This window comes from Brevundimonas lenta, assembly GCF_014196335.1.
GTDB classification, from domain to species: Bacteria; Pseudomonadota; Alphaproteobacteria; order Caulobacterales; family Caulobacteraceae; genus Brevundimonas; species Brevundimonas lenta.
This window is the reverse complement of sequence record NZ_JACIDM010000001.1, coordinates 1,312,043-1,327,978: the sequence shown is the minus strand read 5'-3', so window position 1 is coordinate 1,327,978 and position 15,936 is coordinate 1,312,043. Positions and strand designations below refer to the sequence as shown.

General features: G+C 69.8%; 15 protein-coding genes. 7 read left to right on the top strand and 8 right to left on the bottom strand.

Features of this window, described 5'->3' with window-relative positions; all coding sequences use genetic code 11:
• The first annotated feature begins 144 nt into the window (after positions 1–144).
• The 5 genes from GGR12_RS06540 (at position 145) to GGR12_RS06520 (ending at position 5,899) form a co-directional block, all read left to right on the top strand.
• Complete coding sequence (locus GGR12_RS06540; protein ID WP_183203533.1) at positions 145–2,259, top strand: TonB-dependent receptor; 2,115 nt, start codon at positions 145–147, stop codon at positions 2,257–2,259.
• A gap of 181 nt (positions 2,260–2,440) precedes the next feature.
• Positions 2,441–3,274, top strand: coding sequence for a helix-turn-helix domain-containing protein (locus GGR12_RS06535; RefSeq protein ID WP_183203532.1), 834 nt, complete (start codon positions 2,441–2,443; stop codon positions 3,272–3,274).
• A gap of 62 nt (positions 3,275–3,336) precedes the next feature.
• The gene (locus GGR12_RS06530; protein ID WP_183203531.1) at positions 3,337–4,047 is read left to right on the top strand and encodes a FadR/GntR family transcriptional regulator; all 711 of its coding nucleotides are present in this window, start codon (positions 3,337–3,339) and stop codon (positions 4,045–4,047) included.
• Positions 4,048–4,172: 125 nt separating this feature from the next.
• On the top strand, positions 4,173–4,517 hold the full coding sequence (locus tag GGR12_RS06525) for a nuclear transport factor 2 family protein (RefSeq protein WP_183203530.1): 345 nt from the start codon (positions 4,173–4,175) through the stop codon (positions 4,515–4,517).
• A 2-nt stretch (positions 4,518–4,519) separates the two neighbouring features.
• A complete protein-coding gene (locus tag GGR12_RS06520; protein ID WP_183203529.1) occupies positions 4,520–5,899 on the top strand; it encodes an FAD-binding oxidoreductase in 1,380 nt (459 codons plus the stop codon).
• Between the two features lie 9 nt (positions 5,900–5,908).
• Here GGR12_RS06520 and GGR12_RS06515 read toward each other — a convergent pair whose 3' ends face one another.
• Genes GGR12_RS06515 through GGR12_RS06480 form a run of 8 tightly spaced genes read right to left on the bottom strand, consistent with a single transcriptional unit; the run spans position 5,909 to position 13,855 of the window.
• Positions 5,909–6,301 (bottom strand): RidA family protein, encoded by a 393-nt coding sequence (locus GGR12_RS06515; protein WP_183203528.1) that lies wholly within the window; start codon positions 6,299–6,301, stop codon positions 5,909–5,911.
• Positions 6,298–6,720, bottom strand: a complete 423-nt coding sequence (locus tag GGR12_RS06510) for an acyl-CoA thioesterase (protein WP_183203527.1) — start codon at positions 6,718–6,720, stop codon at positions 6,298–6,300. The genes GGR12_RS06515 and GGR12_RS06510 overlap by 4 nt, the downstream gene beginning before the upstream one ends.
• Entirely contained in the window at positions 6,717–8,315 is a 1,599-nt protein-coding gene (locus tag GGR12_RS06505) for an AMP-binding protein (RefSeq protein WP_183203526.1), read from the bottom strand. Before GGR12_RS06505 ends, GGR12_RS06510 begins: the two co-directional genes overlap by 4 nt.
• Positions 8,315–9,496 carry an acyl-CoA dehydrogenase family protein gene (locus tag GGR12_RS06500; protein WP_183203525.1) on the bottom strand — a complete coding sequence of 394 codons (1,182 nt, stop codon included), beginning with the start codon at positions 9,494–9,496 and terminating at the stop codon, positions 8,315–8,317. The genes GGR12_RS06505 and GGR12_RS06500 overlap by 1 nt, the downstream gene beginning before the upstream one ends.
• 3 nt (positions 9,497–9,499) lie before the next feature.
• Entirely contained in the window at positions 9,500–10,312 is an 813-nt protein-coding gene (locus tag GGR12_RS06495; protein ID WP_183203524.1) for an enoyl-CoA hydratase family protein, read from the bottom strand.
• Complete coding sequence (locus tag GGR12_RS16710; RefSeq protein ID WP_221212212.1) at positions 10,309–10,809, bottom strand: MarR family transcriptional regulator; 501 nt, start codon at positions 10,807–10,809, stop codon at positions 10,309–10,311. The genes GGR12_RS06495 and GGR12_RS16710 overlap by 4 nt, the downstream gene beginning before the upstream one ends.
• Positions 10,806–11,570 (bottom strand): SDR family NAD(P)-dependent oxidoreductase, encoded by a 765-nt coding sequence (locus GGR12_RS06485; RefSeq protein ID WP_183203523.1) that lies wholly within the window; start codon positions 11,568–11,570, stop codon positions 10,806–10,808. The genes GGR12_RS16710 and GGR12_RS06485 overlap by 4 nt, the downstream gene beginning before the upstream one ends.
• Positions 11,567–13,855 (bottom strand): bifunctional salicylyl-CoA 5-hydroxylase/oxidoreductase, encoded by a 2,289-nt coding sequence (locus tag GGR12_RS06480; RefSeq protein ID WP_183203522.1) that lies wholly within the window; start codon positions 13,853–13,855, stop codon positions 11,567–11,569. The genes GGR12_RS06485 and GGR12_RS06480 overlap by 4 nt, the downstream gene beginning before the upstream one ends.
• A gap of 78 nt (positions 13,856–13,933) precedes the next feature.
• On the opposite strand from GGR12_RS06480, the gene GGR12_RS06475 reads away from it, so the two are divergent.
• Positions 13,934–14,929, top strand: coding sequence for a 3-oxoacyl-[acyl-carrier-protein] synthase III C-terminal domain-containing protein (locus tag GGR12_RS06475; RefSeq protein WP_183203521.1), 996 nt, complete (start codon positions 13,934–13,936; stop codon positions 14,927–14,929).
• Positions 14,926–15,915 carry an NAD-dependent epimerase/dehydratase family protein gene (locus GGR12_RS06470; protein WP_183203520.1) on the top strand — a complete coding sequence of 330 codons (990 nt, stop codon included), beginning with the start codon at positions 14,926–14,928 and terminating at the stop codon, positions 15,913–15,915. Before GGR12_RS06475 ends, GGR12_RS06470 begins: the two co-directional genes overlap by 4 nt.
• Positions 15,916–15,936: the final 21 nt, after the last annotated feature.

Genomic DNA, 15,936 nt, shown 5'->3' with positions numbered 1-15,936 from the left:
GCTGTACGGGGCGGTCCCGGGACAGGTTTTGTGCCGCCCGGCACATCGCGACGCCTCAAAACCTCTTAACGGACCCGCCCGCGACCTGTCTGATAGGCGGCATAACAACAGGCGTCGTCAGTACGCTACGGGAGGATGAAAGCGATGCGTTTCGGTAAAGCCCTGCTTCTATGCGCGACCGCGCTGACGGCCCTGTCCGCCGCCGGAACCGTCTCGGCCCAGTCCGTGGATCCGCAGGCGGAAGACGCCACGACCATCGACGAAGTCATCGTCACCGCCCGCAAGCGCTCCGAGCGTCTGGCCGACGTGCCGGTCGCCGTGACCGCCGTGACCAGCGAAACCCTCGAGGAGCGCCAGTTCACCTCCATCCGCGACATCGCCGCCGTGACGCCGGGCCTGAACATCAACTCGGACGCCGCCGGTCGCGCCTTCATCTCGATCCGCGGCATCGGCACGACGCTGCTGGACAATGTGCAGCCGGGCGTCGGCATCTTCGTGGACGGCGTCTATCAGGCCAACACGTCCTACCTGAACAGCCCGACCCTGGCGGTGGAGCAGATCGAAGTGCTGCGCGGGCCGCAGTCGACCCTGTTCGGCCAGAACACCCTGGGCGGCGCGATCAACGTCACCACCAAACAACCGACCGACGACATCGAAGGCCGCGTCACCGCGACCTATGCCGATCCGGACGACTTCTACATCGTGGGCGGCACCGTTTCCGGCCCGATCATCCCGGGCGTGCTGCAGGGCCGCATCTCGGCCGGCACGCAGAGCCGCGACGGCTTCATCGTCAACAGCCTGCTGGGCTATGACGACGCCAACCGTCTGAAGCAGGACACGGTGCGCGGCTCGCTGCGCTGGATCGCGCCGGGCGATGCGATCGTGACGCTGAACGCCTATGCCGACAGCGTCGACGGCACCGGGCCGCTGTACGCCCTGACCACCGGCCCGCGCGATTACCGCAACGACGCCCAGACGAACTTCCGCAGCGAGGCCGAGTACGACTACACCGGCGTCAATGTGAAGCTGGACATGCCGGTCAGCACAAACACCGACATGACCGCGCTGCTGTCCTACGACAAGCGCGAGAACGTCGGATCGAGCGACGGCGACTTCCAGCCGATCAATCTGTTCTTCAGCACCAACTCCGGCGAGCTGGAGACGAAGAGCGCGGAGCTGCGCTTCGACACCGAGTGGAGCGACACCTTCTCGACCCTGATCGGCTTCTTCGGGTCCAACCAGACCAATGATCAGGTCTCGTCCAACACCCTGATGTTCGTGCCCGGCAACCCGACCGTTTCGGCCTTCGCCAACTCGGACGCCGACATCTGGGCCGTATTCGGCACCGCCTTCTGGGACATCCAGCCCGACCTCGAGCTGACGGTCGGCCTGCGCTACGACAGCCAGAAGGTCGACTTCCAGAGCGCCGTGAACTCGCAGTACGAGGCCGAGGAGTGGCAGCCGCGCGTCGCCCTGCGCAAGCGGATCGACGACAACACCATGATCTACGGCTCGATCGCCCGCGGCTTCCGCGGCGGCGGCACCAACGGGCCGGGCGCGCCGAACCCGACCTATGACGGCGACTCTGTCTGGACCTATGAGGTCGGCACCAAGCTGAGCTCGGGGGATCGCCGCTTCACCCTGCAGGCGGCGGCCTTCTACAACGACTATCGGGACTTCATCGGCCAGAACAGCCTGGCGCCGTCCACCGTCCCCGGCGGCGGCTTCGTCGGCATCAACCTGAACACCGGCGACGTCGAGACCTACGGCGTCGAGGCCGAGTTCAACCTCGAGATCACGGACGCCTGGTCGGTCCACGGCGGCGGCATGCTGCAACGGGCCCGCATCACCGACGACAGCCGCTATGTCGACGTCACCGGCCGCCAGCTGCCCAGCGACCGGATCCCGTTCCTGCCCGACTGGACCTTCAATCTCCAGACCGACTACGTCGTGCCGGTTGGCGACGGCGACCTGACCTTCAGCGGCGGCTTCGTCGGCAAGGGCAACCGTGTGGGATCAAGCCTGAGCGAGACCTTCTCGCCGCTGCTGGACGCCTACATCCTGACCAACGCCTCGATCACCTACCGCATCGACCAGGTCGAACTGGCGGTGTTCGCGAACAATCTGCTCGAGGAAGAATACTACGAATCCTACATCGACAGCTCGGTGCTGACGGTCGCCGGCCTGCCCGCCCTGGGCAGCCTGGGCCAGATCGGCGACGGGCGTCGCGTCGGGGTGCGGCTGGGCTACAGCTTCTGATCTGAAGCCCGATCCGATGGGGCCCGCCGTTCTCCGGAGCGGCGGGCTTTTTCGTGTCTGCATACGACCTATCAGATAGGTCTTGCATGACCTGTAATACAGGTTATGAATCCTCCCCGGGAGCCGAGGCGCGAAGAGTCGAACGACCGCCGCCTCGCCATGAAACGACGGGAGCCGGTCCATGCAGACCACCCACGACATGATCGACGACGCCGGCGTGCAGCTGGACCTCGAACCGGGCCTGCGGGTGCTGATCGGGCGCGACGGCAAGCCGCCGCTCATCGACGCCGCCGACGCCCGCGCCGTGCGCTGCGCCATCGAGTGGCAGGCGACCGGCCGGCGGGGGACAAACGCGACCCTGACGCTGGGCTCCGTCGCCGAACTGACGGCGCGTCCCCTGCCCTGTTCCGGAGACGGACCGGGCGTGCTGACCGTGACCTTCGTCGCCACCGGCGAGTTCCAGCACTTCTTCGCCGATCTGGGCGCGGGCGACTTCTATCTGCCGGACGCCCTGTCGGCGCTGGTGATGGCCGCCGCGACGCCCTCGATCACCGGCTTCGCCCGCACCCTGTACCAGCGCGCCAAATGCCAGGAGCTGATCTGCGAGGTCATCGACCGCGCCGGACGCGCCGACCTGGTGCCGCAGTCGTCGACCGCCAGCCTGAGCCTGCAGGAGATGGAGCGTCTGATGGCGGCGCGTCAGGTGATCGCCACCCGCTTCGACGAGAAGCTGACCCTGAGCACGATCGGCCGCATCGCCGGCCTGAACCGCGCCAAGCTGACCCAGGGCTTCCGCGAGGTGTTCGGCCAGACCGTCGCCGACTGCCTGGCCGAGCATCGCCTGTCGAAGGCCGCCGCCGATCTGACCGCGACCAGCCGTCCGGTGTCGGTGGTGGGATACGGCGCCGGCTATCTGAACAACGCCAGCTTCGCCCGCGCCTTCACCAAGCGATTCGGCCTGTGCCCGACGGAATTCCGCCGCGCCGGCGGCCGTGTGGCGGCGGCTGCGGCCTGAGTATCCATCCGCGAGAGCCGTGCTAGGCTCGACCTGTAACGCCTGACCGATACGACGTCCCCATGCCCAGCGACCTCCATCACGAAGAGACCCGCGTCCAGTACGTGATGCGTCAGGTGGCCGAGCATATCGGCCGCGAACGGCTGCGCGTGGGCGACGAACTGCCCAGCGAGAACAGCTTCACCGAACGGCTGGGCGTCAGCCGGCCGGTGGTGCGCGAGGCCTTCGGGGCGCTGGCCGCGCTGAACATCATCGACACGGCCAACGGCCGCCGCCCGCGCGTCAGCGCGCTGAGCAGCCAGACCCTGTCGATCTCGCTGGACCATGCGGTGCGCACGGAACAGATCAGCGTGCTGCAGATCTGGGAGACCCGGCGCTGCCTTGAGACCGAGACCATCGCCCTGGCCGCCGTCCGCCGCACCGATGAGGAGGCGGAGCGCATCCGCGCCATCGCCGAGGGCATGGCCCGGGCCGAGCGCGGCTCGCCGGAGCTGATCGGCCTGGACATCGCGCTGCACAAGAGCATCGCCGAGGCCAGCCGCAACACGCTGATGGCCAAGATCATCGCCTCGTTCGAGCCGCTGCTGGAGTCGGCTGTGCCCGCCGCCTGGCGCACGCGCCGGACCGGCGAGGAGCATGCGGCGATCATCCAGAAGCACCTGGAGCTCGCCGACACCATCATGCGCCGCGACGCCGATGCGGCGCGTCAGGCGATGGACGAGCATTTCGACCGCGCCGTCGGCGCCATGCTGGCCGAGGCCGCCCGCAACTGAGCGCCTCGCGGGGCAAAGGGCCCGTGCCGCCAGGCATACGCCCCGCCCCCGCGCCGCTCGCGCAACGCGATAGTGTCGGGCGTGCGAGGACCTGGAGCCTCGCCAGTTTTTCCGGGACGGCTGCGTTGCGAGACCTGATCCTCACCGTTCACAAGGCCATCGAGCTGGGCGACCACGACACGCTCGACAGCTGCCTGCACGACGACGTCACCTACCGGCGCCCCGGCACGGCGGTGATCGCCGGGCGTGAGGCGGTGGTCGACTGGTACCGCAAGCACCGCAAGGCGCTGACCTCGACCATCCACATCGACGAGATCGTCGTCGAGGGCGACCGGGCCGTGGCCATGGGCATGGTCGAGGGACGCTGCCGCGACGGCTCGCCGATCCACGAGCGCTTCGCCGACGCCTACCGCTTCGAGGCCGGGCTGGTCCGGGACCGCACCACCTATTTCTTCCGACACGGGTTCTGACGATGAACGCCCTCAAGACTTCCAACCCGGGCGCGCTCGAGGAGCTGGCGGAACGCTTCGGCGCGCAGCTGTCGACGGCCGAGGCGGTGCGCCGCAACCACGCGACGGTCGAGGGCTTCCACCCGGATCTGCCGCCGGACGCGGTGCTGATGGCGCGCTCGACCGACGAGGTTTCGGATGCGGTGCGCATCTGCGCGCGCCACGGCCTGCCGATCATTCCCTACGGCGCGGGGTCATCGGTCGAGGGGCATGTGCTGGCGCCGCAGGGCGGCCTGACCATCGACCTGTCCGAGATGAACGCCATCCTCGCCATCAACGCGCCCGATCTGGACGCGCGGGTGCAGGCGGGGGTGACGCGCAAGCAGCTGAACACGGCGCTGCGCGACCAGGGCCTGTTCTTCCCGGTCGATCCGGGCGCTGACGCCACCATCGGCGGGATGGTCTCCACCCGGGCGTCGGGCACCACCACCGTCCGCTACGGCGGCATGCGGGCCAATGTCATGGGCCTGACCGTGGTGCTGCCCAGCGGCGAGGTGATCACCACCGGCGGGCGGGCGCGGAAGTCGTCGGCCGGCTACGACCTGACCGGCCTGTTCACCGGCGCCGAGGGCACGCTGGGCGTCATCACCGAAATCCAGGTCCGGCTGCACGGCATTCCGGAAGAGGTCGCCTCGGCGGTCTGCACCTTCGAAACGCTGGAAGGCGCCGTGAACACGGTCATCGACGCGGTCCAGTACGGCCTGCCGATGGCGCGGATGGAGGTGCTGGACGCGCTGCAGATGAAGGCCGTCAACGCGTACAGCCACACCGACTATCCGGAGCAGCCGACCCTGTTCCTGGAGTTCCACGGCACGCCTGCAGGCGTGAAGGAGCAGGCTGAGATCTTCGGCGAGCTGGCCTCGGGCCACGGCGGCGGCGACTTCCAGTGGTCGACCGCGCAGGAGGATCGCGACCGGCTGTGGGACGCGCGGCACAAGGCCTATTTCGCGGCCCTGGCGCTGGCGCCGGGCAAGGTGGCCCTGACCACCGACGTGTGCGTGCCGGTGTCCCGTCTGGCGGAGTGCATCCTGGAGACGCGGGCGGACATCGACGCCTCGGGCCTGACCGGGCCGATCCTGGGCCACGTCGGCGACGGGAATTTCCACGCCATCCTGCTGGTCGATCCCAGCGATGCGGATGAGAGCGCGCGGGTGAAGGCAGCGGCGGACCGGCTGATCGAGCGCGCCCTGTCGGTCGGCGGCACATGTACCGGCGAACACGGCGTGGGCCTGGGCAAGAAGAAGCATCTGCTGGCCGAACAGGGCGCGGCGGTGGCGGTCATGGCGGCGGTCAAACGGGCCATGGACCCGCAAAACCTGATGAACCCCGGCAAGATCTTCTGAGGCGACGCCTCAGGGAATGACGGCGGTGGTCTCGATCTCGACCCGCGCCGCGTCCTCGACCAGGCCCTTCACCTCGACCACGGCCATGGCCGGATAGTTGCGGCCGATCAGTTCGCGCCACACCGCACCGATCTCGGCCAGGTTGGCGAGGTACTCGGCCTTGTCGACGACGTACCAGGTCATGCGCACGATGTGCTCGGGGCCGGCGCCCGCCTCTTTCAGCACGGCCAGGGTGTTCTCGATGGTCTGCCGGAACTGGGGCGCGAAGCCGCCTTCCGGGAAGACGCCGTCCGGACTCCAGCCGATCTGGCCGGCGACGAAGACCATGCGGCCCTCGGCGGCGACGCCGTTCGAATAGCCCTTGGGCCGGGGCCAGCCTTCCGGCAGCAGGACGCGGTTCATCGGGGGGACTCCACAAACGGCGCGATACGCTCGCGCAGGGGCTGCGGCCAGGGTTCGGGCTTGAGCGAGGCGCCGACGTGAACGATCGTCTGGGTCGCCTCGAAGCGCAGTTCGTCGCCGCATTCGATGCGGTGGCGCAGGCCGCAGGACGCGCCGCCCAGTTTCGTAACGGTCAGGGAGAAACGCAGGTCGTCCTCCAGCCGCGACGGCGCGGCGAAGCGGGCCTCGATCGCGGCGGTCGGCACGCTGGAATGGCGCTGCAGATGCAGTTCGCCGAAGGAGACGCCCAGCGCGTCGGCGAACCAGTCCTCGACCACGCCATTCAGCATCTCGAAATAGCGCGGGAAAAAGACGATCCCGGCCGCGTCGACGTCGGCGAAACGGACGCGGCGTTCGACGGTGAAGACCTGGCCGCTCATGCGTCCGCCTTCAGCCGGAAGCGTTGGAGCTTGCCGGTCTGGGTCTTGGGCAGGGCGTCCACGAAATCGAGCGCGCGAGGATATTTGTACGGGGCGATGGCGCCCTTCACGTGATCCTGCAGGGCGGTGCGGAGCGTGTCGGACGCGTCGTGGCCGGCGTTGAGGACCACGAAGGCCTTGACGATCTGGCCGCGCTCCTCGTCCGGCGCGCCGATGACCGCGGCCTCGGCGACGGCGGGGTGGCGCAGCAGGGCGTTCTCCACCTCGGGCGCGCCGATGTTGTAGCCGGAGGAGACGATCATGTCGTCGGCGCGGGCGACGAACCAGAAATAGCCGTCCTCATCGAGGCGGTAGACATCGCCGGTCAGGTTCCAGCCGTCGCGGACGTAGGCGGTCTGGCGGGGATCGTCGAGGTAGCGGCAGCCGGTCGGACCGCGCACCGCCAGGCGTCCGGTGCGACCCCGGGGCAGCGGATTGCCGACGTCATCGACGATGCGCGCCTCATAGCCCGGCACGGCCTTGCCGGTGGCGCCGGGGCGGATGTCGTCGCCGCGCGCCGAGATGAAGATGTGGATCATCTCCGTCGAGCCGATGCCGTCGATGATACGGACGCCGGTGGCCTCGCGCCAGGCGTCCGAGGTCGCGGCAGGAAGGGCCTCGCCCGCCGAGACGCAGGTAGCCAGGCTGGACAGGTCGTGCTGGCCGGCCAGCTTCAGCAGGGCGCGGTAGCCGGTCGGGGCGGTGAACAGGGCGGTGGCGTGGTGGCGCTCGATCGTCTCGGCGAGAGCGTCGAAACCGGGCCGGTCGGCGAAGGCGGTGGCGGCGCCGACCGCGGCCGGGAAGACGATCAGGCCGCCGAGGCCGAAGGTGAAGGCGATCGGCGGGGTGCCGACGACGACGTCGTTGCTTCCCAGTTGAACGATGTGCCGGGCGAAGGTGTCAGCCATGGCCAGCACGTCGCGATGGAAGTGGACGCAGCCCTTGGGCTGGCCTGTGGTGCCGGAGGTGAAGGCGATCAGCGCCGGGTCCTCGGCAGCCGTGGCGACGGCTTCGAACTGCGCGTCCTTGCCGTCGGCGGCCGAGCGCAGGGCGTCGGCGTCCAGCAGGGTCGTCAGCGCCGGCGCTTCGGCCTGGGCCTCGACGACGGCGGCCTTCAGGGCCGGATCGAACAGGGCGTGGCTGACCTGGGCCTTGTTGCAGACGACAGCCAATTCGCCCGCGCGCAGCATGGGCATGGTGGCGACGACGACGCCGCCGGCCTTGAGGATGGCGAACCAGGCGATGGTGACCCAGGCGCAGTTGGGTCCGTGCAGCAGCACGCGGGCGCCGGGGACCAGGCCCATGTCCTCGACCAGCACCCGGGCCATGCGGTTCGAGGCGGCGTCGACCTGACCCCAGGTCCATGCGGCGTCGGCCTGCAGCAGGGCGCGGGCGTCGGGACCGGCGGCGGCGATGGCGCGCTCGACCAGTTCGGCGCCGGCGTTCAGCTGGTCCGGATATTCCAGCTCGGGCAGGTCGAAGATGAGATCCGGCCGCTGATCCTGCGGCGGCAGGTGGTCGATGACGAACCGGTCGAGATGCCCGCTGACCCCCATCAGCGCCCTCCCTGGAACGCGCCCAGCGCCTGGCGGGCGATGACGATCTTCTGCACCTCGGAGGCGCCCTCATAGATGCGCAGGGCGCGGATCTCGCGGTACAGGCGCTCGACCGGGTTGCCCGAAACGACGCCGAGCCCGCCGAAGATCTGCACCGCCGCGTCGATGACGGCCTGGGCCTCGTCGGTGGCGTAGAGCTTGGCCATGGCGGCTTCGCGGGTGACCCGCGGCGCGCCCTGATCCTTCAGCCAGGCGGCGCGGTAGATCAGCAGGGCCGAGGCGTCGATCTTCAGCGCCATGTCGGCCAGCGAGGCCTGGACCAGCTGCAGGTCGGCCATCGGCGCGCCGAACAGTTTGCGGTTCACGGACCGGTTGGCGGCCTCGTCGAAGGCGCGACGCGAGAAGCCGAGGGCCGCGGCGGCCACGGTCGAGCGGAACACGTCCAGCGTCGCCATGGCGATGCGGAAGCCTTCGCCGGGCTGGCCGAGGATGCGGTCGCCGTCGATGCGGCAGTTGCTGAACTTCAGGGTGGCCAGCGGGTGGGCTGCCATCAGGGGGATGCGCTCGACGACCTCGAACCCGGGCGTGTCGGCATCGACGACGAAGCAGCTGATGCCCTTGGCCCCCTCCCCTTCGCCCGTGCGGGCGAAGACGGTGTAGCGGTCGGCGAGGCCGCCGTTGGAGATGAAGGTCTTCACGCCGTCCAGCACCCAGCCCCCGTCCTTGGCGTCCCCGTCGCGGCGGGCGGTCATGGCCATGGCGGCGACATCCGATCCGGCCTCGGGCTCAGACAGGGCGAAGGCGGCGATGGTCTCGCCGGCGGCGACGCCGGGCAGCCAGCGGCCCTTCTGGTCGGGCGTGCCGAACAGGCTGATGGGACCGGAGCCCAACCCCTGCATGGCGAAGACGAAGTCGGCCAGGCCCGAGCGGCGGGCCAGGGTCTCGCGCGTCAGGCACAGGGTGCGGACGTCGAGTTTGCCGTCCGCGTCGGGCACGGCGTTCTTCAGCCAGCCGCCGCCGGCCAGCGCCTTCAGGATCGTGCGGCAGTCGCCGTCCAGATCATGGTCGCCGTGCAGGTGCAGGGCGTGGTGGTTCGCCTCGGCCCAGGCCTCGATATCGGCGGCGAAGGCGCGGTGGCGATCGTCGAAGAAGGGCCAGTCGAGGAAGCTGCGGTCAGCCATGGCTCAGTTCCCCTCGAACACCGGCTCGCGCTTGGCCGCGAAGGCCTCGTAGGCGCGGCGGAAGTCATGCGTCTTCATGCAGATGGCCTGGGCCTGGGCCTCGGATTCGATGGCGGCGTCCAGGCTCATGTCCCACTCGATGTTGAGCTGGTTCTTGGTCATGCCGTGGGCGAAGGTCGGTCCCTTCGCCAGGGCGCGGGCCATCTCCAGCGCCGTGTCCATCAGGGCGTCCGTCTCGACGAGCCGGTTGTGGAAGCCCCAGCGCTCGCCCTCGTCGGCGGTCATGACGCGGCCGGTGAACAGCAGTTCCGAGGCGCGGCCCTGGCCGATCTGGCGGGGCAGGATGGCGCAGGCGCCCATGTCGCAGCCGGCCAGGCCGACGCGGGTGAACAGGAAGGCGGTCTTCGTCTTCGGCGTGGCGATGCGAATGTCCGAGGCCATGGCCATGATGGCTCCGGCGCCGACGCAGACGCCGTCCAGCGCCGCGATGACCGGCTGGGGACAGCCGCGCATGGCCTTGACCAGATCGCCCGTCATGCGCGTAAAGCGCAGCAGGGCCGGCATCTCCATTTCGGTCAGCGGGCCGATGATCTCATGCACGTCGCCGCCCGAGGAGAAGTTGCCGCCGGCGCCGGTGACGACCACGACCTTGCAGTCGTCGGCGTGTACCAGGTCGCGGAACAGGTCGCGCATCTCGGCGTAGGACTCGAAGGTCAGCGGGTTTTTCCGCTCGGGCCGGTTCAGCGTCAGGGTGGCGACTCCGTCGTCGTCCACCGACCACAGGAAATGCTCAGCCCGGTATTCGCGCGCCTTCATCGGTTGCTCTCCTCGTGAGCGGCGGAGTGGATCGAGCGCTTGGCGCCGTCCAGCAGTGTCGTGAGTTCCTCGGCGTCGCCGTCGGTCAGACCGGCGAACAGCCCCTCGATCCAGTGTTCGTGCGCCCGCGCCATGGCGGTGAAGCGGGTCTGGCCTTCAGCGGTCAGGCGGACGCGCTGCACGCGGCGGTCGGCGCCGGGCAGGTGTTCGATCAGGCCGTCGGCCTTCAGCCGCTGGGCCAGGCCCGTGACGTTGCCGTTGGAGACCATCAGCATACGCGAGACCTCGCCCATGGTCAGACCGGCCTCGCCCGCGCGGTCCAGCGCCGACAGCATGTCGAAGCGCGGCAGGGTGGAGCCGAACTCGTCGCGCAGACGCGCGGAGATGCGCTGCTCGATGGCGGTGGAGCAGGTCAGCAGACGCAGCCAAAGGCGCAGCGAACGCTTGCCGTCCGGGGCGCCCCCGAGCCGGTCCGGCATCGCCGCGCCGGGGGTCACAGCTCGCCCCCGGCGACGGTGATGGCGGCGCCGTTGACGCCCGAGGCGCCGTCGCCGCACAGCCAGACGATGGTCTCGGCGACCTCGTCGGCGGTGATCAGCCGGCCCTGTGGATTGCCGCTGGCCAGGGCCGCGCGGGCCTCGTCCTCGCTGCGGCCGGTCTTGCCGACGATGGTCTCGACCGAGCGGGCGACCATGTCGGTGTCGGTGAAGCCGGGGCAGACGGCGTTGACGGTGACGCCCTTCGACGCGACCTCCAGCGCCAGGGCCCGGGTCAGGCCGACGAGGCCATGCTTGGCCGCGACATAGCTGGAGACATAGCCGTAGCCCTTGAGGCCGGCGGTCGAGGCGACGTTGACGATACGGCCCTGTCGGCGGGTGATCATGCCGTCCAGCACCAGCCGGATGGCCTCGGCGGGGGCTTCGAGGTTGAGCGCCAGCATGGCGCGCAGGTCGCCGGCGCCGGCCTTCAGGAAGGGCGCGGAGCTGGCGCCGCCGGCGTTGTTGACCAGGATGTCGATCGGCCCGAACCGGTCGCGCCCGGCATCGATGGCAGCGGCGAGGGAGTCGGGATCGGTGACATCGCCGGGGGCGGCGAAGGCGTCGTCGCCGATGCGGTCGGCCGTTTCGGACAGGCGACCGACGTGACGGCCGATCAAGGTCACCCGCGCACCCGACAGGGCCAGCAGCTCGGCGGTTGCGCGGCCGATGCCGGACCCGGCGCCGGTGACCACGGCATGGCGTCCGTCGAGCGTCTTCATACCGGTCCCGCCTGCTGCTGCTTTTCGAGATTGCGCGCCAGCTGGGCGAAGCCGGCGCGGTACTGGACCGGCGGCTGGATGCCGCGCCAGCCGAGCTCGGCCGCGGCGCGCAGGCTCCAGTTCGGATCCGCGAGGTGCGGGCGGGCCAGGGCGCACAGATCGGCGCGGCCGGCGGCCAGGATGCTGTTGACGTGGTCGGTCTCGTAGATGTTGCCGACCGCCATGGTCACCACGCCCGCCTCGTTGCGGATGCGGTCGCTGAGCGGGGTCTGGAACATGCGGCCGTAGACCGGCGTGCCGTTGGGCGTGGTCTGGCCGGCGGAGACGTCGATCAGATCGCAGCCGGCGTCGGCGAAGGCGCGGGCGATGACGACGGACTCGTCGGGGCTCAGCCCTTCGTCGACCCAGTCGGTCGCCGACAGGCGCACGGACATGGGTTTGTCGTCGGGCCAGACGGCCCGCATGGCGCGGAAGACCTCAAGCGGGAAGCGCAGGCGGTTCTCGATCGGGCCGCCGTACTCGTCCATGCGGTGGTTGGAGACCGGGGTCAGGAAGGACGACAGCAGATAGCCGTGGGCGCAGTGCAGTTCGACCATGTCGAAGCCCGCCTCGTCGGCCCAGCGGGTCGCCTGGACGAAGTCGGCGGTGACGCGGTCCATATCGGCGCGGGTCATCTCGCGCGGGACCTGATCGCCCTCGTCCCAGGCGATGGCGGAGGGGGCGATGAGCTCCCAGCCGCCCTGAATCAATGATTGATCGGCGCGCTCGCCCCACGGACGTTCGACCGATCCCTTGCGGCCGGCGTGGGCCAACTGCATGGCGATCCGCGAGCCCTGGGCGTGGACGAAGTCGACGATGCGCGCCCAGGCGTCGCGGTGCTCCGGCCGGTACATGCCGGCGCAGCCGTGGGTGATGCGGCCGTCGGCCGAGACGTCGGTCATCTCGGTGAAGACCAGACCGGCTCCACCCATGGCGCGGCCGCCCAGGTGGACCAGATGGAAGTCGCCGACCGTGCCGTCCTCGGCCGAATACATGCACATGGGCGAGACGACGACGCGGTTCGGAATGGTCAAACCACGCAGGCGAAGCGGGGCGAACATCGGCGGCGGCGGGGTCTTCGACGGCGGCGCGCCGGCGGCCTCGGCGAACCATTTCTCGACGCCCGTGAGGAAGGCGTTGTCGCGCAGACGCAGGTTCTCGTGGCTGACGCGCTGGCTGCGGGTCAGCAGGCTGTAGGCGAACTGGCGCGGGTCCAGGTCGACGTAACGTTCAAGATTTTCAAACCACTCGGTCGAATTTCTCGCAGCGCTTTGCAGCTTCAGAACCTCGACGCGGCGCTCTGTTTCGTAGGTTTCAAGATCGCCGTCGCCGGTCAGGGCCTCGGCCAGGCGAATGGCGTCCTCGAAGGCCAGCTTGGTGCCGGAGCCGATGGAGAAGTGGGCGGTGTGGGCGGCGTCGCCCAACAACACGACCTTGCCGTCACGCCAGTTGGCGCAGGCGACGCGTGGGAAGTTCAGCCAGGCCGAGCCGCGCAGGTGGCGCGCATTGCTCATCAGCGCATGGCCGCCCAGCCAGTCGGCGAACAGGGCCTCGGCCGTGCGGCAGGTCTGGTCGGTGTCCATCGTATCGAAGCCGAGGCCGCGCCAGGTGGCCTCGGTGCATTCGACGATGAAGGTCGAGGCGCCCGGTTCGAACTGGTAGGCGTGGGCCCAGATCCAGCCGTGCGGGGTCTCGACGAAGGCGAAGGTGAAGGCGCCGAACGACTGCGCCGTGCCCAGCCAGATGTATTTGTTCGAGCGCACGTCGACGTCGACGCCGAAGGTTTCCGGATCGGCGTTGCGGACGCGGCTGTTCAGGCCGTCGGCGGCGACGATGACATCGGCCGGCAGGGCGTGGATGTCCTCGACCTCATGCTCGAACACCAGTTCGACACCGAGAGAGCGGGCGCGCTCCTGCAGGATGTTCAGCAGCCGCTTGCGGCCGATGCCGGCGAAGCCGTGGCCGCCGGAGCGGATGGTCTGGCCGTGGATGTGGACGTCGATGTCGTCCCAGTGGACGAAGGCGGCCTCGATGATCGCCGCCGTCTCCGGGTCGTTGGCCTTCAGATTGGCCAGGGTCTGATCGGAGAAGACCACGCCCCAGCCGAAGGTGTCGTCCGGCTTGTTGCGCTCGTACACCGTCACCGACAGGGACGGATCGCGCAGCTTCAGGGAAATGGCGAGGTAGAGGCCGCCGGGTCCGGCGCCTGTGACGGCGATGCTCTGAACGGCTTTTCGCGACGACATATTTCAAGCCTAAAATATATTCGGGCGGTCGTCCAGCGGGCATGGACGACCCGCACGGGCGGGACTAGCGTCGCCGCCATGACGCCGATGACGATCACCGGGTTCGGGAGCTATTCGCCGGTCGAACAGCGCCCCTCCTCCGCCCTCGATGCGATCTTCGGACAGGCCGAAGGCTGGACGGAATCGCAGTTCGGCATCGCCATCCGCGGCGTCGCCGGCCCGGACGAAACCACGTCGATGATGGGCGCCGAGGCCGCCCGGCGCGCGTTGGAGTCGGCCGGATGGGGGCCCGGCGACTTCGACGTGCTGATCGGTGCCTGCGGGGTGATGGAGCAGCCGATCCCGGGAACCTCGGTGTTGATCCAGGAGGCGCTGGGGCTGGGCCGGTCGGGCATCTGGGCGTTCGACGTGAACCAGACCTGCCTGTCGTTCGTCACCGCCCTGGACGTCGCGGCCATGGGGTTCGAGACCGGCCGCTTCCGAAGGGCGCTGATCGTGTCGAGCGACATCGCCTCGGCGGGGCTGGACTGGGACACGCCCGCGTCGGCGGCGATCTTCGGCGACGGGGCCGCCGCCGTTTGCGTCGAGGCCGGAACCGATCCGTCGGGGCCCGGGCTGCTGGCGCGAGGGTTCGAGACCTATGGCGAGGGCAAGGATCTGGCGACGCTGCGGTCCGGCGGCACGCGCATTCGCGTCGAACAGGGCCTGAAGGCGCTGTCGGAAGGCGCGCGCTTCCACATGGACGCGTTCGGCATCTTCAAGGCCGCGGCCCGCTGCCTGCCGGCGCTGATCGACCGGGTGCTGGGCGAGGCCGGGCTGACGCGCGAGAGCGTCGATGTGATCGTCGGTCATCAGGCCAGCAGTCCGGGCCTCGAGCATGTGCGGCGACTGATGGGCGGCGACCCTGCGCGGGTGATCGACATCTTCCCCACCCACGGCAACCAGATCGCCGCCTCCCTGCCCACGGCGCTGGTCGAGGCGCAGGCGCGAGGTCTGCTGACGCCCGGACGGACCGTGCTGCTGCTCGGCACGGCGGCGGGGATCAGCGCCGCGGCGATGGTGCTGCGCACATGACCCGCCGGGCCCTCGTCACCGGTGCGACGGGCGGACTGGGCCTGGCGGTGACCGCCGGACTGCTGGAGGCCGGCTACAAGGTGCGCGCCTCGGGGCGGCGGCCGGAGGCGCTGGAGCGGCTGCGGTCCATGGGCGCCGAGGTGTTCGCCGGCGACCTGCTGGACGGCAGCCTGGGCGCGGCATGCGAGGGCATGGACGTCATCTTCCACGCCGCCGCCCTGTCCAGCCCATGGGGCTCCGACGAGGCCTTCCAGCGCGCCAATGTGGACCTGACGCGAAAGCTGCTGCGCGCATCGCAGGGAGCCGGCGCCGACAGCTTCGTCTTCGTCTCATCCCCGTCGGTCTATGCCCGATGGCGCGACCAGACCGGCATCACCGAGGCGACGCCCCTGCCCGCCCGGCCGCTGAACGCCTATGCGCGGACCAAGCGCGAGGCGGAGTTGCTGGTGCTGGCCGCCGATGAGGCGGGCTTCCGGACCGTGGCCGTCCGCCCCCGGGCGATCGTGGGGCCGGACGACGCCGTGCTGCTGCCGCGCATCCTGCGGCTGGTGAAGAGCGGCCGGTTCCCGCTGTTCCGCGAAGGCAAGGCGCTGGTCGAACTGACCGACGCCCGCGATGCGGCGCGGGCGCTGATGCTGGCGGACTCTCACCGCGAACGGGCGGGCGGTCATGCGGTCAACGTCACCTCGGGGCGTCCGCTGCCGGTGGCGGAATTGGTCCAAAGGCTGGGTGAGGCGTTGGGCGTGGATGTGCGCGCCGTTCCCGTCCCCCTGCCGCTGGGCCAGGCCCTGTCGGTGGCGTCCGAAGCCATCAGCCGCGCCCTGCCCGGAAAGCCCGAACCCGTGCTGACGCCCTACACCCTGTCGACGTTGGCCTGGTCGCAGACGTTCGACCTGACCGGCGCCCGCGCCCTGCTGGACTACCAGCCGGCCCATGATGCGGTGGAGACCGCGATGGCGGTGGCGCCGGGGCTGGCGAACGGATGAAGCGCTGCCGCGTCCACATTC